Annotated in this window: 14 protein-coding genes and 6 pseudogenes; 6 read left to right on the top strand and 14 right to left on the bottom strand. The window is 68.9% G+C overall.

Translation table 11 applies throughout. The features are described from left to right. Positions 1-32 precede the first annotated feature (32 nt). Positions 33-1,415 carry a diaminopimelate decarboxylase gene (locus ACIBB8_RS16495; RefSeq protein ID WP_398952623.1) on the top strand — a complete coding sequence of 461 codons (1,383 nt, stop codon included), beginning with the start codon at positions 33-35 and terminating at the stop codon, positions 1,413-1,415. A 760-nt stretch (positions 1,416-2,175) separates the two neighbouring features. On the opposite strand, the gene panD is transcribed toward ACIBB8_RS16495, so the two are convergent. Both panD and ACIBB8_RS16505 read right to left on the bottom strand, forming a co-directional pair. Then, positions 2,176-2,601 (bottom strand): aspartate 1-decarboxylase, encoded by a 426-nt coding sequence (gene panD / locus ACIBB8_RS16500; RefSeq protein ID WP_398952625.1) that lies wholly within the window; start codon positions 2,599-2,601, stop codon positions 2,176-2,178. Positions 2,602-2,789: 188 nt separating this feature from the next. After that, the gene (locus ACIBB8_RS16505; RefSeq protein WP_398952835.1) at positions 2,790-3,068 is read right to left on the bottom strand and encodes a hypothetical protein; all 279 of its coding nucleotides are present in this window, start codon (positions 3,066-3,068) and stop codon (positions 2,790-2,792) included. On the opposite strand from ACIBB8_RS16505, the gene ACIBB8_RS16510 reads away from it, so the two are divergent. Continuing rightward, positions 2,996-3,793 (top strand): N,N-dimethylformamidase beta subunit family domain-containing protein, encoded by a 798-nt coding sequence (locus tag ACIBB8_RS16510; RefSeq protein ID WP_398952627.1) that lies wholly within the window; start codon positions 2,996-2,998, stop codon positions 3,791-3,793. The genes ACIBB8_RS16505 and ACIBB8_RS16510 overlap by 73 nt on opposite strands. 74 nt (positions 3,794-3,867) lie before the next feature. Here the strand turns inward: ACIBB8_RS16510 and ACIBB8_RS16515 are convergent, their stop codons facing one another. The 3 genes and pseudogenes from ACIBB8_RS16515 to ACIBB8_RS16525 all read right to left on the bottom strand — a co-directional run. Next, entirely contained in the window at positions 3,868-6,864 is a 2,997-nt protein-coding gene (locus ACIBB8_RS16515; protein WP_398952629.1) for a carboxypeptidase regulatory-like domain-containing protein, read from the bottom strand. Positions 6,865-7,188: 324 nt separating this feature from the next. Further along, positions 7,189-7,890, bottom strand: coding sequence for a class I SAM-dependent methyltransferase (locus tag ACIBB8_RS16520; RefSeq protein ID WP_398952631.1), 702 nt, complete (start codon positions 7,888-7,890; stop codon positions 7,189-7,191). 129 nt (positions 7,891-8,019) lie between these two features. After that, positions 8,020-8,259: pseudogene (locus ACIBB8_RS16525) on the bottom strand (AIR synthase-related protein); the annotation flags it as partial. 40 nt (positions 8,260-8,299) lie between these two features. Between ACIBB8_RS16525 and ACIBB8_RS16530 the strand changes: the two are divergent. Beyond that, the gene (locus ACIBB8_RS16530) at positions 8,300-8,500 is read left to right on the top strand and encodes a rhodanese-like domain-containing protein (protein WP_345509430.1); all 201 of its coding nucleotides are present in this window, start codon (positions 8,300-8,302) and stop codon (positions 8,498-8,500) included. 441 nt (positions 8,501-8,941) lie between these two features. Here the strand turns inward: ACIBB8_RS16530 and ACIBB8_RS16535 are convergent. Further along, positions 8,942-9,109: pseudogene (locus ACIBB8_RS16535) on the bottom strand (VWA domain-containing protein); the annotation flags it as partial. On the opposite strand from ACIBB8_RS16535, the pseudogene ACIBB8_RS16540 reads away from it, so the two are divergent. From ACIBB8_RS16540 to ACIBB8_RS16550, 3 genes and pseudogenes are all read left to right on the top strand, one after another. Continuing rightward, positions 9,102-9,734, top strand: a pseudogene (locus ACIBB8_RS16540) (ATP-binding cassette domain-containing protein); the annotation flags it as partial. The pseudogenes ACIBB8_RS16535 and ACIBB8_RS16540 sit on opposite strands and share 8 nt — an antisense overlap. 288 nt (positions 9,735-10,022) lie before the next feature. Further along, a complete protein-coding gene (locus ACIBB8_RS16545) occupies positions 10,023-12,068 on the top strand; it encodes a M4 family metallopeptidase (RefSeq protein WP_398952633.1) in 2,046 nt (681 codons plus the stop codon). A 232-nt stretch (positions 12,069-12,300) separates the two neighbouring features. After that, positions 12,301-12,531 (top strand): annotated as a pseudogene (locus tag ACIBB8_RS16550) (peptidase M4 family protein); the annotation flags it as partial. A 1,307-nt stretch (positions 12,532-13,838) separates the two neighbouring features. Here the strand turns inward: ACIBB8_RS16550 and ACIBB8_RS16555 are convergent. From ACIBB8_RS16555 to ACIBB8_RS16590, 8 genes and pseudogenes are all read right to left on the bottom strand, one after another. After that, positions 13,839-13,973, bottom strand: a pseudogene (locus ACIBB8_RS16555) (IS30 family transposase); the annotation flags it as partial. Positions 13,974-13,987: 14 nt separating this feature from the next. Then, positions 13,988-15,151 (bottom strand): IS110 family transposase, encoded by a 1,164-nt coding sequence (locus tag ACIBB8_RS16560; RefSeq protein WP_398952635.1) that lies wholly within the window; start codon positions 15,149-15,151, stop codon positions 13,988-13,990. A gap of 82 nt (positions 15,152-15,233) precedes the next feature. Then, positions 15,234-16,473, bottom strand: a pseudogene (locus ACIBB8_RS16565) (IS30 family transposase). A gap of 649 nt (positions 16,474-17,122) precedes the next feature. Then, complete coding sequence (locus tag ACIBB8_RS16570; RefSeq protein WP_398952637.1) at positions 17,123-18,502, bottom strand: alpha-L-fucosidase; 1,380 nt, start codon at positions 18,500-18,502, stop codon at positions 17,123-17,125. Next, the gene (locus ACIBB8_RS16575) at positions 18,499-19,344 is read right to left on the bottom strand and encodes a carbohydrate ABC transporter permease (RefSeq protein WP_398952639.1); all 846 of its coding nucleotides are present in this window, start codon (positions 19,342-19,344) and stop codon (positions 18,499-18,501) included. The genes ACIBB8_RS16570 and ACIBB8_RS16575 overlap by 4 nt, the downstream gene beginning before the upstream one ends. Beyond that, positions 19,341-20,228, bottom strand: coding sequence for a sugar ABC transporter permease (locus tag ACIBB8_RS16580; protein ID WP_366693162.1), 888 nt, complete (start codon positions 20,226-20,228; stop codon positions 19,341-19,343). The genes ACIBB8_RS16575 and ACIBB8_RS16580 overlap by 4 nt, the downstream gene beginning before the upstream one ends. Further along, on the bottom strand, positions 20,228-21,508 hold the full coding sequence (locus tag ACIBB8_RS16585; RefSeq protein ID WP_398952641.1) for an ABC transporter substrate-binding protein: 1,281 nt from the start codon (positions 21,506-21,508) through the stop codon (positions 20,228-20,230). Before ACIBB8_RS16585 ends, ACIBB8_RS16580 begins: the two co-directional genes overlap by 1 nt. Positions 21,509-21,573: 65 nt before the next feature. Continuing rightward, positions 21,574-22,761, bottom strand: a complete 1,188-nt coding sequence (locus ACIBB8_RS16590; RefSeq protein WP_398952643.1) for an ROK family protein — start codon at positions 22,759-22,761, stop codon at positions 21,574-21,576. Positions 22,762-22,906: the final 145 nt, after the last annotated feature.

Below are 22,906 nucleotides of genomic sequence, written 5' to 3' on the forward strand. Positions count from 1 at the left end.
CCTGCGGGGCTCCCATCACCGACTCTCGCCGTATGCCTCTCACCACGCCAGCTCCGGGCCCTTCGTCCTCCGCGCGTGTCGCCGCCGCGGTCCGCCACGCTGTCGCAACCGGGCTGCTCGGCGAGGGCCGGCCCGTCGCCGGGTTCATCGACACCGACGGGGTGCGCGACTCGGTCGCCGCCCTCCATGGCGCGTTCACCGACACGCCCGCCACCGTGCTGCACACCTTCGCCGCCAAGGCCGCGGCCCTCGTCCCCGTGCTGAGGCTGCTCGCCGACTGCGGCATGGGATGCGAGGTCGCCAGCCCCGGTGAGCTGAGGCTCGCCCTCGACGCCGGATTCGCACCCTCGGCGATCGTCCTCGACTCCCCCGCCAAGACGCGCGACGAGATCCGCCAGGCGCTCGCGCTCGGTGTGGCACTCAATGCCGACAGCCTCGAGGAGGTGCGGCGCATCGCCTCGCTGCGCCCCCGGAGCTCGGTCTCCGTCATCGGACTGCGCATCAACCCGCAGGTGGGCGGAGGCTCCATCAGTGCGATGAGCACCGCGACGCCGACCTCCAAGTTCGGCGTGGCGCTGCACGACCCCGGCGCGCGCGAGAGTGTCGTCCGGGCGTTCGCCGAACACTCCTGGCTGACCCGGCTGCATGCCCACGTCGGCTCCCAGGGCTGTTCGTTGGAGCTGATCGCGACCGGGGTCGCGGAGACGTACCGACTCGCCGAGGAGATCAACCAAACCCTCGGTGCCCGGCAGATCACCAGCATCGACCTCGGCGGCGGACTACCCGTCAACTTCGAGGACGACTCCGTACGGCCCACCTTTTCCGACTATGTGGCGGCGCTGCGCGAAGCGGCCCCGGGGCTCTTCGACGGCCGGTACGAGCTGGTCACGGAGTTCGGCCGGTCGCTGCTCGCGAAGAACGGCTTCATCGGGGCACTGGTGGAGTACACGAAGGACGCGGGCTCCCGCCGTATCGCGCTCACCCACGCGGGCGCCCAGATCGCCACCCGTACCGTCTTCATGCCCGAGTCCTGGCCGCTGCGGGTCGGTGCGTTCGACGCCGAGGGGCGCCCCAAGGACGGACCGCCGCTGGTCCAGGACATCGCGGGACCGTGCTGTTTCGCCGGGGACGTCGTGGCACACGCCCGGGAACTGCCGGAGCTGCGGGAGGGCGACTTCGTGGTGCTGTACGACACCGGCGCGTACTACTTCTCGACCCCCTGGTCGTACAACAGTCTGCCGAGGCCCGCCGTATACGGGTTCAGCACGGTCGGCGCCGGGAGCGGCAGCCCGGGTGAGGAGGCCGTTCGATTCGCGCCGGTGCGTGACGCCCAGTCGCTGGAGTCGATCGCCGAGGAGAGCGGGGCGGGACACGCCGACTCCCTCCTCGGAATCGGCCCCCAGCACACGGAGTAGCCGTCCGGCCTTCACTCGTCATTCGGCGGGGCGGGGTGTGGGCTCCGGCTCCGGCACCGGTTCGGGGTTGGGCGACGGGGGCTGGGGAATCGGGTCCGGTGAAGGACCGGGCGGCACCGGGCCGGGTACGGGCGGGGCAGGTGTCGGCCCCGGCAGCGGCGAGGGAGGTCCGGGCATAGGTCCGGGCGTCGGCGCGGGCGGCACGGGGTCGGGAGGCGGCACGGGTTCGGGATACGGGTTGGTCATCTCGGGCTCCATAAGCGCGGGCGGATCTCCTGTCCACCGTCTCCCGGAGCAGCTGCCCGCGCCTGCCGAGAGCATACGTACGGGTTCCGTGCCACCGGACGAGAGCCCGTGCGGCGGCTCAGAGCCTGCCGGGCGACCTCTGATCGGGCGGCCACGGCCGCGGCAGCAAGCCCGGGCCGGGGACTGAAGGGGACCGGAATCCGCGTGACTGTCCGGGTGACGGCGTCGGCCCTGGACGCCTGGGCCGGCACGATCGCATCGGCGTCCGTCACCCGGTCTGCGGCAGCGGCCACCAGCTCCAGACAGCCGTCGCGGTTGCCGGCTTCGAACCGCGTCCATGCCCCCTCGACCCGGACCGTACGGATGTCCGCGGCCCGATCACCGGTCTCCTCGGCCAGCAGGGCCAGGGTCGGTGCCAGGGTGTCCGCCAGCGCGGCACGTACGACGACGCGGACGCGGCCGACGGCGTCCGAGCGGACTCAGTCCTGCTCAGTCCACAGGAACGGTGGAACGGTCAGTTGGCGGCGGGCACGGCGTACGGGCTCCGCTCGGTGGCGGTGCCCGGCACGGGCGCGGAGGCGTCGGCGCCGAGCGCGACGATCCGGTTGTCCGCGTCCACATGGACGATGCTCGGGGTCAGCGTGCGGGCCTCGGCGTCGTCGACCTGCGCGTAGCTGATCAGGATCACGAGGTCGCCGGGGTGGACAAGGTGGGCGGCGGCGCCATTGATACCGATGACGCCGGAGCCGCGTTCGCCCTCAATGACGTACGTCTCCAGTCGAGCACCGTTGTCGATGTCGACGATGTGCACGAGCTCGCCGGGCAGAAGATCCGCGGCTTCCATGAGTGCGGCATCCACGGTGACGGAACCGACGTAGTGCAGGTCGGCCTGGGTCACGGTGGCACGGTGGATCTTGGACTTGAACATTGTACGAAACACGGAGAAACTCCCGATTTGTCTGCTCCCTGCCTGCTTCCTGCGGGTCAAGGGCGTCCTTCGGAGCCTACAACGATTCGCATGTTCGATCAGCTGTCCCCAGGTGTTGCAGGACTCACGCTGACCGTTTGCTGACTTTCCTGACGCGTCGCCAGGACGGAAAGATTGCCGTCACAGAGAGGGTGCGGCGACTACCCGCAGTTGAGCGGACGGCTTCGAGCATGTACGCCGAGTTGGAGTGGGACGACGGACCACGCGCTGGCCTCGCTGACATCGATGGGAAGCCTTGGTACTTCCACTTTGTGAATGGGCGGGGCCACCGGGATCTCCTGGAGGGCGAACCCGGCCTTGGAGACGGCCACGTGGAAGATGGTGCGGGTGATGAAGGATCCGTCGAGTGCCTCGATGGCCTCGGCGTCCTCAGGCCGGGCAGTGCGGAACTCGTAGTCCATGTCGTCAACGATCGTCATGGCGTGAACCTACGGCCAGTCCGACCGGCACGGATCGGGTTGTCGGCGTACACCCGAATGCCGGCGCCAACATCGCCTTCCTGGGCGCCAACACCTGCTTCCGCCGCATCCGGCTCGAAGAGGGCGGGACTCGGCCCGACCGCACGGTCGTCTGCTACAAGTCCTCCGTCCGGTCCGACCCCTGCTACGCGACCCGCCCCGCCGTGGCGACGACCGACTTCCGCCAGGCGCCCGCGGCCGACCCCGAGTCGTCACTCACGGGCGTGCTCTACGAGGGCTACTCGACGGACGCGCCGTATGTCGTCCACGCGGCGGACCACTGGCTGCACGAGGGGACGGGCGTACGCCCCGCAGACGGCTTCGACCACTTGGTCGGCGTCGAGTACGACCGGGTCACCCCGGGTGCGCCCGTCCCCGCACCGCTGGAGATCACGGCTCACTCTCCGCTGGTGTGCAACGGGCGGCGCAGCCACAGTGACTCGGCGTACTACACGGTCAGCGGCGGCGCGGGCGTCTTCGCGACCGGCACCATGCGCTGGGTGAAGGGGCTCATGGCCGGCACCCCCGACGGCGGCCGCGACCACGGCATGGACGCCCGTACCCGCACCTTCGTGACCCGCACTACGGAAAACCTCCTGCGCGCCTTCGCGGAGGGCCCCGCCGCACACCACCGTCCCGCACCGCGCGCGAACGTCGGCGAGTTGTACAAGAGGCGCGCGGTCTGAACGGCGACCAGCCGTTGAACGCGACGCGGGCCGGTCCCGAGGGACCGGCCCGCGCTGTTTTCACCGGAACTGGGTCACGAGACCTTCTTCAGCGTGAAGTTACCGGTGACGGTGCCCCCCTTCGCGAGCTTCACCGTGGTGGTCACCGGCTGGTAGCCGTCCTTGGACACGATCACCTTGACCGGGTTGAGGCGGCTGTCGAACCACAGGCCGTAGGTGCCCTCCTTGGTCGTCCGCAGGGTGTAGCTCGTCGTCGAGGCGTTGATCTGGATGGTCGCCCCGGCCAGCGGCGTGGTGCCACCCTTGCCGTCCTCGCCGAGCACGGTGCCGGCGTACTTGCCCCAGTCCTTCGGCGGGTTGACGTGCATCTTCACGCCGACGTTGGCGACCGAGTACGGGGTGTCGGTCTGGGCGGTCAGCACCGCGGTGTAGTCGCCGGGCTGGGTGACCTCGGCGACCGTGGAGTCCAGGCCGACGGTGATCGTGGTGCTCTCCCCGGGCTGGAGCGTCACCTTGTCCTTGCTCGTGGACAGCCAGGAGACGTCCGAGGACTCGCCGCCCTGGTCGTAGCCGGGCAGCACCTCGACGGTGGACACCGGCGGCGTACTGCTGCCACCGGGGTTGCCGCCGATCTTGTAGAAGCCGGTGGCAGCACCCACGCGGTAGACGCTGGTGTTGGCGTTGGGAAGGGCGGACCAGCTGCCGGCAGCCGGGTCGAAGGCGAAGCCCTGGTTGGTGATGGCGGAGCTGTTGTTGACGACACCGCTGGAGATCACCAGCTTGCCGCTGCCCACGCCGTACGCCGAACCCCACAGGTCGGCGGGCATGTCGGCGACGGACGACCAGCTGTCGGCGCCCGGGTCGTAGACGTAGGCGTGCTTGGTCGAGCTGCTGCCGCCGTTGCCACCGGCGCAGTAGAGCTTGCCGCCGATACCGCCACAGGACTGCCAGGCGATCGGCTCCGGGTAGGAGGCGATCTGGGACCAGCTGTCGGACGACGGGTCGTAGACCGTGACGTCCGTGGTGCCGCAGGTGCTGGTGCAGCCGCCGACGACATACAGCTTGCCGCCGAGCACCGCGCTGCCCGAACCAGCGTACGGCTTGGGCGAGGACGCCTTGGTGGACCAGCTGTTCGACGCCGGGTCGTAGACCTCCAGCTTGGCGTCGGGGGCACCGCTGGCACCCCAGCCGCCGACCACGTACAGCTTGCCGCCGATGAAGCCGTGGGCCGGATTGCCCTCACGGGTGTCGGCCGCGGAGGCCAGCTTGGTCCAAGTGCCGGCGCCGGGGTCGAGGGCGTACAGCGCGTTGCTGTCCGCGCTGCCGGTGTAGCCGAAGCCGGAGTAGACCTTGCCGTCGTAGACGGCACCGATGTTGTCCTGCACCGCGCCCGGCAGGTTGGCCACCGGCTGCCAGGCGTCACCCGCCGCGTTGGCGGCCGGAGCCGCATCCGCGGTCTTGCCCTTGCTGAGGGCCAGCGGGGAGTAGTCACCCTCCACCAGGTTGAGCGGCGCGCCGCCGTTGACCTGCTGGGTGAAACCGCCCGGCTGCTCGCCCAGGGTGAGGCTGGCAGGTGCCCCGCCGGTGTTCTTCACCGTCAGGTCCTGGGTGGCCTTCGCACCCCAGCCGACCGTCTTGTCGACCGAGTTGGAGGTGAACGCCAGCTTGCCGGCCTTCAGGCCGAAGTCAGCCTTGTTGGTGGTGTCCGCCGCCACGTCCACCGTCTTGTCCACGTCGGCGTAGTGCGACTTGGAGGCGGTGAAGGTGTGGCTGCCGGTCTTGGACGTGAACATCCAGTAGAAGCTGCCGCCGAGCGCCGGGTCGTCCGGGGTGGCCGTGGTGGTGGCCTTGTCCTGCGGGGAGTCGGTGTTGACGACAGTGGCGCCGACGACGCCGTCGCCGGTGTTGGCGTCCTTCACCGTACCGGCCACCAGACCACCGTTGACGGGCTCGTAGGTCCGCTTGCCCACGAACACGTTGTCGAGCTCCCACCAGTAGCCGTAGCTACCCGTGAAGTGGAACCGCAGCTGCACGCCGGGCTTCCCGGCGTAGTCGGTCAGCGGAACCTCGACGTGGGCCGGGCCGGTCAGGGTGGTGGTGCGGTTCCAGACCTTGGTCCAGGTCGCACCGCCGTCGGTGGTGACGTCGATGTTGCCGGTCTGGTTGCTGTAGCTCTTGTAGTCGGTGTCGAACTCCAGCTGCGGGCTGTTGTTACCGGTCAGGTCGAAGACCGGGGTGATCAGCGAGCTGTCCTGCTTCTTGCTTGCGCCGATCTTGTCACTGTCGACCATGGCGAAGGCGCCGGAGCCGCCGGTCTTGTTGCCCCGGTTACCGATGTCGGTGAAGGACCAGCCGCCGGTGGTGCCGTCGGCATTGACGATGGTCCAGCCCGCGGGGGCGTCGGTGGTGGAGTCGAAGGGCTCGGTCGAGCCGGACCGCTTGACCTCGTAACCGGGCGCCTTGGCCTCCTGGGCGTCCGCCGGGACCGCGACGTTCACGGTCTGCGCCGCGTTGTCCACGGTCACCTGCTTGGTGACGGCCTTGTAGCCGGGGTACACGGACGTGAAGTTCAGGGTGTAGTCGTTACCCTCAGGAAGGTCGACGCTGTACTCGCCGGTGAACGGGTCGGTGAAGACCGGGGCGCCAGGCACGTCGTTAATGGTGATCTTCGTGTAGAGCGGCCAGCCGTGGCCGGAGCCATCGGTCACCTTACCGGTGACGGTCTGGTGGGGCACCGCGTCCAGCGCGAAGTTGGTCGTGACGGTACCGTCCGCGTCGACGACGACGCCGCGGACCTTCTTGGCCTTGTACCCGTAGCCGTACGCCGCCATGTCATAGGTGCCGGGCGGGATCGTCAGGGTGTAATGACCCTGGGCGTCGGTGGTCGCCCGGTAGTCACCGGCCACGACGGAGGCGCCGGCGAGCGCCTTACCGGAGCTGTCGGTGACGGCGCCGGTAACCTCGCCGTGCGAGCCGATGGCCGCGGTTGCGGCGGTGCCCTGAGTGACTGCCGTGGCGCTGGTCGCCTGGGCGACGGGGAAACCCAGGACGGCGATGGCCGTCGCGGTCAACGCAGCCAACCGTGCGGAGTTCTTCCGCGCGGCCGGTCTGGAATACCTAGAAGTGCGCAATGTGTGACTCCCATGCTGCTGAGCTGGGGTCGACCCGTGCGCTGGTTCTCGGTCGACAGTGGATGGATTCATCCACCGAGATAACTAATGCATCATGGGCATGTCCTCGACAAGAGGGCCGTGCGTGGCAAATGCATGACATGGCATGGACCCGCCAACGCGACGCGGAACCACCACAACCTGGTAGGCCGTACCCACAAGCGGCGGAGACCATTCACGCTCTCCTGGTGCAAGAAGTGCCGTCGTGGTCAGCGCGCGGCGGCGCTACCGCGGCCGGGTCTGGGTGACGCGCCACAGACGGCGGGGAAGTCCGCCCTCCACGAAGGCGTGGACCTCGTTCGATTCCCAGCCGTCGGCGAGGGCGTCGACGAGATCCCGGGCGAAGAAGTGCACCGCGAAGCCACCGTTCTCCCAGATGCCGTCGCCGTGCCCGGTTCCGGCGCCGAAGTGGGCGTCGCCGGTGTGCCGCACGGTGTAGACGAACATGCCACCGGGTCGCAGGACCCGGCGCACCTCGTCGACCAGTGCGTGGATCTCCTCGGTGGACAGGGCCATGCAGAGCAGCATGTGGGCGAAGACCGCGTCCACGGAGGCGTCGGGCAGCGGCAGCGGCTCCCGCACGTCATGCACCGTGGTAGTCACCCGTCCCCGGATCCCCTGGGCGCGGGCGGCGCCCCGCAACTGCGCCAGGCCGATCGGGCTGAAGTCGACGGCCCGGACGGCGAAGCCCTCGCGCGCGAAGTACAGGGCGTCGCGGCCATGCCCGGCGCCCAGGTCCATGACGTCCGCGGCCCCGGCCGAGCGGAACACCTGTGCGGCGTGGACGGCCGGGTCGGAGGGAGCGTCACCGTACATGCCGGGATGGGCGGCGTAGGTGTCCTGCCAATGCCGCCGCTGCCCCTCGGCCAGCTTCCCGTCGTCTTCGGCCATGATCACTTCGCTCCCATCGAGCTCTGCGATCAGCATAGGGTCCGGGATGCCGCCCCCGCCGTCCGCTCTTCCGCCGGGCGCCCGGTACCCCGGGACGGGCGGCGGCGCCGCTGTCCCGCCCAGGGGCCCGGCGGCGCGGGCCGGGCGCCCGCGGCTGACCAACCCTCAGCAGATCCTCGGCAGTTGCTCCCCGATCGGCAGGTCGACCACCCGTGTGCCGCCCAGGCCGGTGCGAGCCACCACCATGCCCGGATGGTCCGCCACCACCTCTCCGATGACCCTCGCCTCCGTACCCAGCGGGTGTACCCGCATCGCGTCCAGGACGGCGTCGGCGTGCTCGCGCGGTACGAACGCCACCAGCTTGCCCTCGTTGGCGACGTACAGGGGGTCCAGACCCAGCACGGCGTACCGGGCCGGCCATATCCCCGGCTCGCTCTCCATCCCGATGGAGGAGCTGGTCGAGCGGATCAACGAACTGCCCGAGGACACCGAGATCGTCGTGTACTGCCGTGGCGAGTACTGCGTCCTCGCCTACGACGCGGTGCGCCTGCTGACCGACCGCGGTCGACGCGCGATCCGTCTCGACGACGGCATGCTCGAATGGCGCCTGGCCGAGCTGCCCGTGGACGTCGGAGAGCTGGCATGAGCGGCGGCCCCACCGCCACGCAGCGACCGGTGTGCCGCTGAGACGATGCCGCCGACCGGGCCGACGTTCCGTGCCGGGCGCCGGTCACCGTACGGTGCTGCCTGACGACTCGTCGCCCGCGAGGTCTATCGCGCCCTGACCACCGCACCAACGGAACGAATCACACAGACCGATCTCGCGCCGGCGGCTTGACAGTCAGAGGAACGTCCCCGCACCGCCCGTAGTCCGGCCACCCGCCCCGCGCAGGACGGCCGGGCCCCCACCCGACGGCCACGGCCACCCAGCGAAGGAACACCGTGACAAGCACCGCCCCCGCAACAGCCGGCCTATCGGCCCATCCGCAGGCCCAGCGCCGTACCCTGACCGAGCGGGCTCGGCCAGATCGCGGCCGCCGCACCCGGCGAGGGCTCGACGGTCGCGAAGAACGCCCGCAAGGCGGTCGAGCTTGCGGAGGTAGTCGAAGTCCTTGTTCTCCGGGTCGCCGAAGGCGATGAAGGAGAAGAAGACGGCCGGGTGGTCCTTCGCGGCGGCCGTGAGCGCCTGGGTGGCGGGCGTCTTCGTGTCCGGGGCGCCGTCCGTCTGGAAGATCACCAGGGCGGGCAGGACGGGATCCGTGGGCCCCTCCGGCGCCGGAAAGACGACGCTGAGCAGGCTGCTGGCGGGCATCGACGCGCCGACCTCGGGTTCGGTGACCGTGGGCGGGGTGCCGGTGGCCGGTCTCGCACCGGAGCGGACGCGCCGTCAGGTCGTCCTGGTCACCCAGGAGCACCATGTCTTCCTGGGCACGGTACCCGACAATCTGCGGGTCGCCGAGCCGTCCGCCACGGACGAGGAGCCGTGGGCGGCCCTCACCGCCGTCGGCGCCGACGACTGGGTGCGCGAGCTGCCCGAGGGTCTGGACACCGCGCTGGGCGAGGGCGGCCACCGTACGGACGGCTCCCAGGCCCAGCAACTGGCCCTGGCCCGGATGGTTCTGGCCGATCCGCACACCCTGATCCCCGACGAGGCGACGGCCCTCCTCGACCCGACTACCGCCCGCCGCACCGAACGCGCGCCGGCCGCCGTGCTGGAGGGCCGTACCGTCATCGCCATCGCGCACCGCCTGCACACCGCGCACGACGCTGACCGTGTGGCGGTGATGGAGGACGGCCGACTGACCGAGGTCGGGCCGCACGACAACCTGGTGGCGGCGGACGGGGCGTACGCGGCGCTGTGGCGCTCGTGGCACGGATGACGGACCGGCGGCGCCGACCCACTTCGGTGAACGGTTCGTACAGCGAGCATGACCATCCGGCCAACGACCGATTCCAGCCAAGTTCTTGATGCGCACCTGACAGCTCACGCGTTCTCCTGTCAGGCTTCCCAAGGTCACTCCACAGCAGCCCCGCTGTGCCACCGCTGTGTCGTGGCTCATCACCTTCGTGCATCTGGTTCCGCGTTCCGCCTTGTTCTGCCCGGACGGTCACCCGCCGTCCGGCCCCCCTTGGCCGCGCGATCCGCGGCCACGCAGAAGGAGACAGTGTTGAGACGCAGTTCCTCTCGCAGACCCACCGCCCACGCCCCCTCCCGTCGTGCCGCGGTGGTCGCCCTCGTCGGCGTCTCCGCCCTGCTGGCCGCCGCCGTCCAGGCGGGCACCGCGAGCGCCGCCCCGGCCGGGCCCGCCCCGTCGAAGATCAACCCCGCCCACACGGCCGTGAAGCTCTCCCCCTCGCAGCGCGCCGAACTGATCCGCACCGCCGACGCGGCGAAGGCCGACACCGCCCGCGACATCGGCCTCGGCGCGCAGGAGAAGCTGGTCGTCAAGGACGTCGTCAAGGACGGCGACGGGACCGTCCACACGCGCTACGAGCGCACGTACGCCGGACTCCCCGTCCTCGGCGGCGACATGATCGTCGACACTACTTCGGCCGGGAAGACCAAGCAGGTCATCAGGGGCTCCAAGGCCACCATCAAGGTTGCCTCGCTCGCACCCTCGATCGCCGCCTCGAAGGCGGAACAGCAGGCGCTGGCCGCCGCCAAGGACGCGGGTTCGACGCGGACCGATGCCGACGGCGCCCCCCGCAAGGTGATCTGGGCGGCGAGCGGCACGCCGGTTCTCGCGTACGAGACGGTGGTCGGCGGCCTCCAGGACGACGGCACCCCCAACCAGCTGCATGTCATCACCGACGCCTCCACCGGCAAGGAACTCTACCGCTACCAGGGCATCCAGACCGGCACCGGCAACACCCGGTACAGCGGGCAGGTCCCCCTGACCACCACGCAGTCGGGGTCGACGTACACGATGACCGACGGCGCGCGCGGCGGCCACAAGACGTACAACCTCAACCACGGCTCGTCCGGAACCGGCACGCTGTTCTCGCAGACGAACGACACCTGGGGCGACGGCACCAACACGAACGCCGCCACCGCGGGCGCGGACGCGCACTACGGCGCCGCCGAGACCTGGGACTTCTACAAGAACACCTTCGGTCGCAGCGGCATCCGCAATGACGGCGTGGGCGCCTACTCCCGCACCCACTACGGCAACAACTACGTCAACGCCTTCTGGGACGACAGCTGCTTCTGCATGACCTACGGCGACGGCTCGGCCAACAACAACCCGCTGACCTCGATGGACGTCGCCGGCCACGAGATGAGCCACGGTGTCACCTCCGCCACCGCGAACCTCACCTACAGCGGCGAGTCCGGCGGGTTGAACGAGGCCACGTCCGACATCTTCGGCACCGGCGTGGAGTTCTACGCCAACAACGCCTCGGACCCCGGTGACTACCTCATCGGCGAGAAGATCAACATCAACGGCAACGGCACCCCGCTGCGCTACATGGACAAGCCCAGCAAGGACGGCGCCTCCCTCGACTACTGGACCTCCACCGCCGGAAACAAGGACGTGCACTACTCGTCCGGTATCGCCAACCACTTCTTCTACCTGCTCGGCGAGGGCAGCGGCGCCAAGGTCATCGACGGCGTCAGCTACGACTCGCCCACGGTGGACGGGCTTCCGGTCACCGGCATCGGCCGGGCCAAGGCGCTGCAGATCTGGTACCGGGCGCTGACCACCAAGTGGACCGCCTCCACCAACTACGCCGCGGCCCGCACCGGCACGCTCGCGGCGGCGGGTGAGCTGTACGGCACCTCCAGCCCCGAGTACAACGCGGTGATGGACGCCTGGGCGGCGGTCGCGGTCGGCTCGCGCTCCGGTGGCGGCGGCAACCCCGGCGGCACCGTGTTCGAGAACCAGTCCAACGTGTCGATCCCGGACGCCGGCCCGGCGGTCACCTCGCCGATAACCGTCTCCGGGGTGAGCGGCAACGCCCCGTCGAACCTTCAGGTCACGGTCGACATCGTGCACACCTGGCGAGGTGACCTCCGGATCGACCTGGTCGCCCCGAACGGGACGTCGTACCGCTTGAAGAACAACAGCATCTCCGACTCGGCGGCCGACGTGCACCAGACCTACTCGGTCAACGCGTCCTCCGCCCCGGCCAACGGCACCTGGCAGCTGAAGGTCCAGGACATGTACGCCGGTGACACCGGGTACATCGATGGCTGGAAGTTGTCCTTCCCGTAAAACCCTCCGCTAGGTCACTCGAACCTCGAGGACAGGGCGCCGTTCCGGAGATTGCGCATCCGGAACGGCGCCCGTTCATTGCGCCGAAACACAGATCAGGCAGACGGCTTTCGGCCAACATCACCTCGGGGTCCTGACATGTACGCGACCTTGATGCCACGCTTCCACCGCACGGATCACCCGCACCGCAACTCACATCTTCCGCACGGCCCCCCATTCGTGCGGTCGCCCCGACGCCGCCACCGGCAAGAAGCTCCACGAGTACCAGGGCATCGAGACCGGCACCGGCAAGACCCTCTACTCCGGCACGGTCACCGTCGGCTCGTACCTGTCGGGCTCGACGTACCAGCTGTACGACACCACGCGAGGCGGCCACAAGACGTACAACCTCGCCCGCGGCACCTCCGGCACCGGCACGCTGGTCACCAACACCACCGACGTGTTCGGCACGGTGACGACGGCGAGGTGACCTGGGCGGGCAAGGCCTTTCGCCGTCGAATGCCGAGACTCACGGGTGATCGCAGGTAGCGGAGTCGAGCCAGGACCGGTAGGAGCCGGCAGGATCGTGGTGTACGGGTTCGACCCGCCACGCGCCCTATCCGGCTCGAACACGCGGCGGAATCAAGTGAATCCTCCGTGTGGCCATCGGATCGATCGATTGCGCGCTCCCCCGAACCAGTCACGGTCCTGATTCCCTGCTTCGGCAAGTGTGTGTGCCGACAGTGCCGTGGGGGTCTCGATGAACCGGGCGGCCGCGGAATGCACTGCGCGCGCCTCCCCTCTCTGGACGTACTCCGGGCACTCCGTCTGCCTCCCCCGCCGGCGCGGAGGCCGTGATCGCGGGGGCGGTACCGCCTTCCGGGCCTCGGCCGATCCTGGGCGTGCCCGTCGGGGCTGGTCCGGGGACGGAAGCGGCCACCGTCTCAGCGTCCGGTCTGCGGACCGGCGATGAGACGGTGGCCGTGGGTCAGGAACTGTAGGTCCTGGGCGTCGGCGGGAAGCCCCGCCATGCGAAGGGCGGATTCCACTGGTCGTCGCAACACGTGATCTCTGATGTGTTGCACTGGCAGTTAAGCAGTCGCCCGGTCGCGATCATGCGGCCGGGCGGCGGTGGCTACGCCTTGGTGAGACCGATAGGCATCGGTCCTGCGTATGCTCGCCTCGACTGGTGGGGCTGAGGGGGTGGGCGTGCTGAAGTTGCTCGGTTTCTTCGATGACTTCGGTCACTCCGGTGAGCTGGCTGCGGGACCGTTAGGGGCCCAGGTGCAAGCGTCTGGCGAACCGGACGAAGCGCAAATTGTGGAATATTTGGACGTTGGTCATCACCTCACGTACTTCATGGAGGCAGGGGTTGACGTTCTCACGGGTGAGGTTCACCGGCACACGTCCGGTTGTTCGTCCCTTGTCACCGATGGCTTGTGGGTATGGCGCGCGGACTTTGCGCACTATTTGGAGGCGTACCACGTGCCGTTGCCCGCAGACTTCGTTACCCGCGTCCGAGGGTTCCGCCATCAGATGCCGGACCTGGTCGGTGCGGACTTCGCGCCGGTTTTCGACGAGGTGGTCCGGGGGTTCGGATGGACGCATGTGGACCCGTGGGACGCAGACTCCCTCCTGCGCCCCCAGCCACGAGCTGTCCTGACTCGCGAAGAATTCGTATCGAGGGTGCGGCAAGAACGGCCTGCCGGCTCCTGGGGAAGGGCACCGCGCAAGCCTCGCAGGGACAAGAATCGCGGTCTTTAGCGATCCCGCGAAACGCGGCTGGTCTGATCAGCAGGCGAGTAGTTTGTGCAGACGCTCGGCTGGGGTTTCCCAGTCGAGCGTTTTGCGTGGTCGGCCGTTGAGTTGGGCGGCGACGGCGTCGAGGTGCTCGCGGGTGTGGACGGACAGGTCGGTGCCCTTGGGTGCCTCTGTGTTTGTCAAGCTGGTTGGTGTGGTGGCGTAGGCTCGGCTATGGCGGGTCCGGGAAGTGACTTGTCCGAAGAGCCGGCCGACGGGGTTGGGCCGGACGCGCTGGATTCTGTAGCCGCCCCCAGTTGTCCTCCCGGGCCCGTCAACAGCGCGCGGCGGCGCTCATCAACGACCATCGTGCGCCAGACGTGATCGGCCAGGCGGCGTTTGAGGCAGCGTTGCGCTTCCCGGGATGTCTTGCCTTCAGCGAGTTTGGCCTGGTAATAGGCGTGGCCCCGCGTGCCGGGCATGCGGATCTGCGTGATGGCCACGGTGTGGAGTGCTGCGTTGAGCTGGCGGTCGCCACGCCTGGACAGGCGGTGGCGTGCGCGGTCGGCGCTGGCGATCTCGATGGGAGCCGTGCCGGCGTACTGAGCGAAAGCACTCGCGGTCGGGAAGCGGTTGGGGTTCCCAGTCCGGCCCAGGAGACGGGCCGCGGTCACGGCCCCGATCCCTGGTGTGTCGGTCAGTCTGCTCGCGGACTCGGTGACCAGCGAGGCCATGGCCTTGGCGTTGTCCTTCAGCTTCATGTCCCAGGTCCGGACCTCGGCGATCAGATCGACGGCGAGGGTATGGCGGGTGAGCTCGGCCGGACCGACAGGGACGACAGACTCCAGCAACTGCTCGGCCTTGGCGGCGGACAGGTCGCGCGGTGCCCCTCCGGGCAGGAGAGCACGCAGCAGAGCGTGGAGTTGGTTCACCGCGCGGACTCTGGCCTGGGCGAGATTGCTGCGCCGCTCGTCCAGCAGCGCCAGCGCATCCGTTGAACTCTCAGGCTGCACCGGCCTCGCGTCGCCTTGGAGAGCGGCGACGCATGCTGCTGCTGCGGCGTCGATGCGGTCGTTCTTGCGGCCTGCGCCGCGGGAGAGCTGGCGGACCCGTGCGGTGGCGCTGGGCGGAACGTCGACGATCTGTTCTCCCCGGGCGAGCAGCCATGAGGTCAGGTGGAGTCCCAGGCCCCTGGCGTTTTCGACAGCCCATCGCCGCTCTGGCCACTGACGAGCCCAGTCCAGCATGCGCTGGTATTCCTGGAGCGTCGCATCGATTCGGATCGAGGCGTGATCACGATTGGTTCCGGGATCGACAGCCGTGGCTGTGTGCGTGGACTTGTGCGGATCGATGCCGATCAGCATCGGCAGTCCCCTTCCTCGGACGTCGGGTCAGTGGAATCCGCAGCTGACATCCCGACTTCGAGAAACGTGGGGTAGCCGATGGTCATGCCTCTGTTGAGTCAAGCCGCGAACGGGCACCGGGCAGGGCGACACACCCAAAGAGAGCCAGCCCGCGAGGGCGGCAGGAAGTACTCGAGTCAGCCTGCCCGGCGTCCTGCGGCACGTTACGGGCGGCCAACCCGATCACGACACCGTTAGCCCCAATACAAGTCGGGAAGTACTGGCGGAGCAGGCCGTTGGTGTTTTCGTTCGAGCCGCGCTGCCAGGGGCTGGCTGGGTCACAGAAGTAGACCGGGACGTCCGTGGCGAGGGTGAAACTGCGGTGAGCGGCCATCTCACTGCCCTGGTCCCAGGTCAGGGACCGCTTCAAGCGCTGCGGGAGCCTGTGCGCGGTCTGCATCAGGGCATCACGGACGCTGGCGGCGGTGTGGTCGACAGGCAGGTGCAGAAGCATCACGTAGCGGGTGCTGCGTTCGACAAGAGTGCCGATCGCCGAGCCGCTGTCCTTGCCGATGATCAGGTCGCCTTCCCAGTGGCCGGGCACGGCCCGGTCGTCCGCTTCGGCGGGCCGCTCACTGATCATGACCATGGGATCGGTGAAGCGCGGCTGACGGCAGTTGGCCTGGCGGCGCGGCCTACGCCGGGCGCGTCCGCTTCGCAGGACGCTCGCCAGTTCCCGCCGCAGCTGGCCGCGTCCTTGCACGTAGAGCGCCTGGTAGACCGTCTCGTGGACCACATGCATCTCCGGCCGGTCGGGGAACTGTCTGCGCAGAGCGTGACAGATCTGCTCCGGGCTCCAGCGTTCGTCCAGGCCCGCCTGGACGGCGCTCCGCAGTTCGGGGTTCTGGTTGATCTTCCGCGGTTTCGGCCGTGGTCTGCGGCCATCGGCGCGGGCCTGGGCGGCGAACGGCCGGTAGTGCCACTGGTTGCGGGTGCCGTTGGTGCGGTTGCGCCGGATCTCCCGGCTGATGGTGGAAGGACTGCGTCCCAGTTCGGCGGCTATCGACCGGATGGACGCCTTCTCCCGGAGCCGGTCAGCGATGTGGATGCGCTCGCACTCCGACAGATAGCGCGACCGCACTTCCACAGACACGGGTACGGCTGCGGGCACCCGACCCTGGAGAACGGGTGCCCGCTTGGCGTAGACGCGCTCCTGATCGAGACGGCGCGTCGCCTGGGCCGCCGGCGGTCTGAGCCGCTGCGGGTCCCAGCGGCCGTTGCGCCACTCACGTCCGGTGCGCTCGTTCACACCGACTGCCGCGGATGCTTCCTTGCTGGTGTATCCCGCCTTCACGAGCCGGAAGTATTCCGCCCGCTCAGCATGGAGCTTCCTGGGCCCCTGAGCCGAGCGCACCTTGCGGACCTCGAAGTCCATCGCACCCCTTGAACTGGGGTGTTGCAACAACCACTAGAACCCAAGAAGCCCCCGGTCACCGGGGCCTCAGCCCAGGACGGGCTGGAGACGATACGTCCTACCCCGCGTGGTCCGGACGGTGATGACACCGTCCTTGACCGAGTAGCCGAAGCGCTTGCCGAGCTCATCGGTCGCCGTCAACTTCTGCTGCTTCGGCCAAGGGTTGTGCAGACGCAGGGTGCCGCCTGCCTTGCTGGTGACCTGGACGTAGCGGACGGCGCCGTCCCTCAGCGACGCCGAGGTCTCGAAGGCGCCGGGAAGAAGCAGCCGGTCGAAGACAGCTCTGCCCGATCAGCAGCGGATCACCACCAGGTCACACGAGACGGTGGTCAGAGCACTGCGAGACGCCAACCGCAAACTGCACGACGAGAACGAGCGCCGCTGCCGGATCCCGCCCTCGTCGCGGCACTCCTGGACGCCGACGAGGAAACCTGGCGGACCGCCGTGATCGACTGACTTCTCCGGATGGGACCGTCCGGAGTGCCCTCTTCGCGCACCGGCTTCCAGGGCCGCGCGGACTACGCCGGCTGGACGGCGCCCGGTGCTTCGACCAGCTCGATCTTCACGACCGTGTCGATCGGGTCCGCCAGCGGGTAGGTGAAGTGCCCGACCTCACCGAACTGGACGAACGGGATGTCGGGGTAGGACTTGACGACCCAGGCGTCGCACAGCTGCAGTTCGCGGCCGTCGGCGAGCAGCGAGATCCGCGCAATGCTGTCCTTGTCGAGTCCGCCGGTCAGGGCCAGCGGTCCGATCGGCGCTCGCAGGACGTGGGCGTACAGGGTGTTCCCGCTGCGCGTGTAGTAGCCCCACTCCGGGGTCTCCAGGCCGGCGGGGCCCGCGCCGTGGACCGACTCCCCGTTGGCGGAGAGCCAGGCGCCGATGGCGTGGAGCCGCTCGACGGCCTCGGGCTGGATCCGGCCGCGGGGGTCGGGGCCGACGTTGAGCAGCAGGTTGCCGCCCTTGGCCACGCATTCGACGAGCTTGGTGATCAGCTGTTCCGGGCTCTTCCAGAGGTCGTCGCCGGCGGTGTAGCCCCAGTTGTTGTTGATCGTGATGCAGGCTTCCCACGGCACGGGGCTGCCGTCCTCGGCACAGATGCCGTCGACGGGTATCAGCTGCTCCGGGGAGGCGAAGTCGCCGCTGTAGTCGGTCGGTGCGTCGGTCACGATTGAGCCGGGACCGCCGCCGTCGGCCTCCAACCGGTTGTCGATGAGCGCGGTCGGCTGCAGGGCGCGGACGGTGTCGATCAGCTCCTGCGCGCCCCACTCCTGCGGCCCCATCCCCTCGTAGGAGAAGTCGAACCAGAGGATGTCCAGCTGCCCGTAGTTGGTGCACAGCTCCTTGATCTGGCCGTGCATGTACCGCCGGTACGACTCCAGGTCGGGCCGGTGGTCGGCGAAGGCGGGGTTCTCGCGCTCGGGGTGGATGAAGTCGCCGTAGTGCGGGTAGTCGGGGCGGTGCCAGTCCAGCAGGGAGTAGTAGAGCCCCACCTTGATGCCCCGGGCGCGGAAGGCGTCGAGGAATTCCCGGACCAGGTCGCGGCCGATACCGTTGTGCATGCTGCCGTACTCGGTGAGCGCCGAGTCGAACAGGCAGAACCCGTCGTGATGCTTGGCGGTCAGCACCGCGTACTTCATGCCGGCCGCTTCCGCGAGCTCGGCCCATGCCTGCGGGTCGTAGTCCTCGGCACCGAAGCCGTCCACGGCGAACTGGTAGTCCTCGACAGACACCTGCTCTTGCGAGCGGAGCCATTCGCCCCGGGCCGGGACGGCGTACGGACCCCAGTGGATGAACATGCCGAACCGGTCTTGGCGGAACCAGGCCGAGCGCGCGAACCGCGCGGAGACCTCGGTCGGCCGGCGGCGGTCCGTCGCCTGCGTGCTCGTGTTCGTCATGCCTTCACCGCTCCCGCGACCATCCCGTTGACGATGTACTTCTGAGCGGTCAGGTAGACCGCCACGACGGGCAGCATGGTGAGGACGAGGTCGGCGCAGACCAGCGAATAGTCGAAGCTGTGCGTGGACTGGAAGGTGAACACCGTCATGGGTAGGGTCCATCGGTCTGAGTCGGGTATGAGGAACAGCACGTTCTGGAACTCGTTCCAGGCGTAGGTGAAGACGAGGATCAGCGCGGTCGAGCTGACCGGTCGCAGCAGCGGGAAGATGATCGTGAAGAACAGACGCAGCGATCCCGCGCCGTCCAGGAGCGCCGCCTCGTCGATCTCCCGAGGCAACTGCCGGATGAAGCCGACGTAGATCAGCGTGATGAACGGGATCTGCACGGCGACGTCCGTGAGGATGAGCCCCAGGTAGGAGCCGCCCAGGCCGATCTCCTGCAGCAGCCGGATCGCCGGGATGAACGCGAACGGGGCGATCAGACCGGTGAGCAGGTAGCTGTAGACGCCGCCGGTGACCCGGCCGGGGCGACGGGCGATGACGAAGGCGGCCATCGAGCACGCCAGCACGGTCCCGAGGGTTACCGCGACGGAGATGACCACGCTGTTCAGCAGTGCCTGGAACGCGTTGCCGGTCTCGATGACGGTCCGGTAGTTGTCGAGGTGCCAGGAGCGGGGCAGTGAGAAGCTCATCGTCTGGGCCTCGGTGCTGCTCTTCAGGCTGGTCAGCAGAACCAGGTAGAGCGGGGCCAGGTACACCAGGGCCAGCACGGCGGCCACCACGTAGGTGGCCGCTTGGGCCAGGAGCCTGCCGGGTCGGAGCCGCGGGTTTCGCCGGGTCACGGTGTCGCCTCCATCCTGCGTACGAAGCGGTTGATGACCAGCGCCACGACGGTGATCATGACGAACTGGAACACGTTCACGGCGGCGGCGTAGCCGAGGGCCCCGGTGTTGAGCTGCTTGTACACGTAGCTGGTCAGCACCTCGGTCGCGGTGCCCGGGCCGCCGCCGGTGGTGGCGTAGATCAGGTCGAACGTCTTCATGCCGGTGATGAAGGTGATCAGCCCGGCCAGGTTGATCGCGTGCCGGATGAACGGGAGCTTGATGTGCCGTACCACCTGCCACGGCCCGGCCCCGTCGAGCTGCGCGCTCTCGATGAGGTCGCTGGGCACGGCCTGGAGGGCGGCGAGCACCAGGACGACGGTCCAGCCGACGCCCATCCAGGTGTCCACGGCGGTGACGCTGTAGAGGGCGAGATCGAAGCTGCCGAACCAGTCCTGGGCCAGGCCGAACGGCTCGAGGAGGGCGTTGACGGGCCCGTCGGCCTTGAGGATGAAGTTGAAGAGCAGACCGACCACGATCGTGGAGAACATGATCGGCAGGTAGACCACGGCGCGCAGGACGCGGCTGCCCTTGAACGCCCGGTTGAGCAGGAAGGCGATCGCCACGCCCAGGCCGGTCTTGCCGACGGTCACGAGGGCCGCGTAGACGAACTGGTTGCGGGTGGCGTTCCACAGGACCGAGCCGTCGCCGAACATCGTGCGGTAGTTCGCCAGTCCGACGTAGTGGGTGTCGGGGACGTACGTCGAGGCATCGGTCAGCGACAGATACATTCCGAAGAAGGCTGGCAGGAGGAAGAACACGGTGAAGACCAGCACCGCCGGTACGAGGTAGGCGTACCGGTAGGTGCGGTCGATCCCCTGCCGGGAGGTGTGCGGCGTGGTCATCAGAATCCGGCCGCGCCGGCCTTGCTGCCCGCGCCCTGCCAGGCCTTCTGGGTCATTTCGCCGAACTTCGCGACGTCGATCCGCTTGCCGAGGAGCTCCTGGTACGCGGCGATGAGGTCGTCCTGCGGCTGCGGGATCACGGACTGCCCGTCGAACGGGACGACGGAGTCGCCCTGGTCGACGAGCTTCTGCAGGTCGGCGGCACCGCCCGAGGCGCCGGCGGCCTTGGCGTCGGTGAAGGCGGAGACGCCGGGGTTGGCGTCCAGGAACTTCTGCGCCTGCGGCTGAGCGATCATGAAGTTCAGGAAGTCCTGGGCCTGCTTGCCGACCTTGGAGAACGTGGCGACCTTGAGCAGGTTGGGCTTCTGCAGCCCCACAGTGCTCTTGCCGTCGGCGCCCGGCAGCAGGAAGAAGCCGATGTTCGCCTTCGGGTTGACCTTGGCGATGGCGCCCAGAGCCCAGGTGCCGTTGATGATGGCACCGGTCTTGCCGTTCGCTATCGCGGCGGTCGACGAATCGTAGGTGGCGGTCAGCGCGTCGCTGTTGGTCAGACCGTGCTTCACCCAGCCGGCCAGTGCCTGGTACTCCTGGGTGAAGCCGGGGATCTCGTTCCACTTGACCTGGTTGGCATCGAGCTTGGGCGCCAGGTCGAGGTCGGCGCCCAGGAAGTCGGCGTTGACGGCGCTGCGGTGCTGGAGCAGGGTCCAGCCGTCCTTGCCTGCGAGGTAGAGCGGCGTGGCTCCGGCGGCCTTGACCTTCTTCAGGTCTGCCTCGAACTCCGCCAGGGTGGTCGGGGTCTTCGTGATCCCGGCCTTGGAGAAGACGTCCTTGTTGTAGATCACCCCGGTCGCGTTGAGGCCGTCGGCGCTCGGGGTTCCCCAGATCTTGCCGTCCGCGGAGGTGATCGACTTGCGGACGGCGGGGAGGAGCCGCTCGATCCACGGCCCGGTGGCCGGCTTCATGATCGCGGCCTTGTTCTTGGCCGAGTCCTGGCCGGCGAAGACGTCGGCACCGCTCTTGGCGGCCAGGCGAGCCTGCACCAGGGAGTCGTAGTTCGCGTCGGGCACGGGCGTCAGCTTGACCGTGTTGCCGGTCTGCTTCTCCCAGAGGTCGACGTTCTCCTGGAAGCCCGGCACGCCCGCCCACGAGGTGGGGAGCATGTACGTGATCGTGACGTGGCCGTTCGCGCCGGTCGTGGTGTCGGAGCCGGCGCAGCCGGTCGCCGCGGCGGCCACCATGGCTGCGACTGCGACAACGGCGGCGATTCTGGTTCTCGGCATGGCGAGGTTCCTCTCGGTGCGGTGGGAAGGGAATGGGGTCGGACGTGGGGGTGATGGCGGGGTGCTCAGCGGGCTGACGAGTGAGCCCGCGCCCTGGTGTGCGCCGCGTCCGGGCACAGCGGTCCGATGTCGATCCGGGCCGGGAAGGCCGGATCGCCGAGGAGCGTGCCGAACGCGTTGGTCAGTGCCGTCTGCAGCACGCCGATCACGGGTCCGAGGGTGGGGAACCGGGTGACGGCGAGGTCGACGGGGTAGGCGTCGCGCAGCAAGGTGGCCAGGTGCGCGTCGATGCGGTCGGTGAGAGTGCGCCGGCGGGCCAGTGGCCCACCGAGGACGATCAGCTGTGGGTCGATCGCAAGGGTGAGATAGGCGATCTGGCGGGCGGCCCGGGCAGCGAACCGGTCGAGTTCGGCCACGCCGTCCGGGTCGCCCCGTTCGGCGGCGTCCAGGACCGGCAGGAAGGTTTCCAGCTCGTCCCAGTGCGGCGGAGCCGCCGGACCGTCGTCGATGAGGTTCAGCTCTCCGGCCATGTTGCGGCTGCCGCGATGGACCCGGCCGTCCAGCACGATTCCGGCCGCCAGCCGGTGCCAGGCCAGTGCCAGCAGGAAGGTGTCGGCGTGGCGGGCGACACCGTAGGCGTGTTCTGCGATCGCCGCGGCGTTCAGGTCGTGTTCGACGATCACCGGGACGTCGCCGAAGACCAGTCCGGCGTCGGCCGGGAAGCAGCCCTCCAGATCGGGGTGGTGGGGTGAGTAGGAGATCCGCCCGTCGGGGCCGACTCCGCCGGTCAGGGCGATGCCGAGGCCGAGCCACTTGCCGTGGGTGGACCGCAGGCGACTGACCACCTGTACCAGGCGGCGATGGAGTCCGGCGATCCGCTCCCGGCCCGGCAGCGGCACCGGTTCACGGTGCTCACTGACGTGCTGGATGCGTCCGCCGATGTCACAGGCGATGATCCGCTCGTGGTGCTTGCCGATCTCGGCGCCGATCACGAATCCGTACTCGCGGCGGAACCGGAAGCGTGCGGCCGGTCGGCCGCCACTGGGTGTGGGCGACTGTCCGTGCGCGGCGCCGGAGGTGACCTCGACCAGGTGCGCAAGGCCGGCCAGCCGTTCCTTGACAGTGGGCCGGGACAGTCCGCTGGCGGTGGCCAGCTCGCTGAGCGTCGCCTCACCCAGAGTGTGCAGTGCGGCGACACAGGCTGTGGTGGTCGTCCTGCCGAAGCTGTCGCCGCCGGGCGCGAGCGCTGCCAATGGTCCCTTTGCCTTTCCGTAAAGCGGCGGCCCCGTGACACCGCCCGGCCGACCAGTGTGTTCCAGGTATTACAGGCCTGTTTCGAATCTGTTCTCCGTAACAGGTTGCGAGGACCGTAGGCCACCATCCCGAGGCACACAAGCC

The sequence above is a fragment of the Streptomyces sp. NPDC051286 genome (assembly GCF_044455345.1).
In the GTDB taxonomy this organism is placed as follows: domain Bacteria; phylum Actinomycetota; class Actinomycetes; order Streptomycetales; family Streptomycetaceae; genus Streptomyces.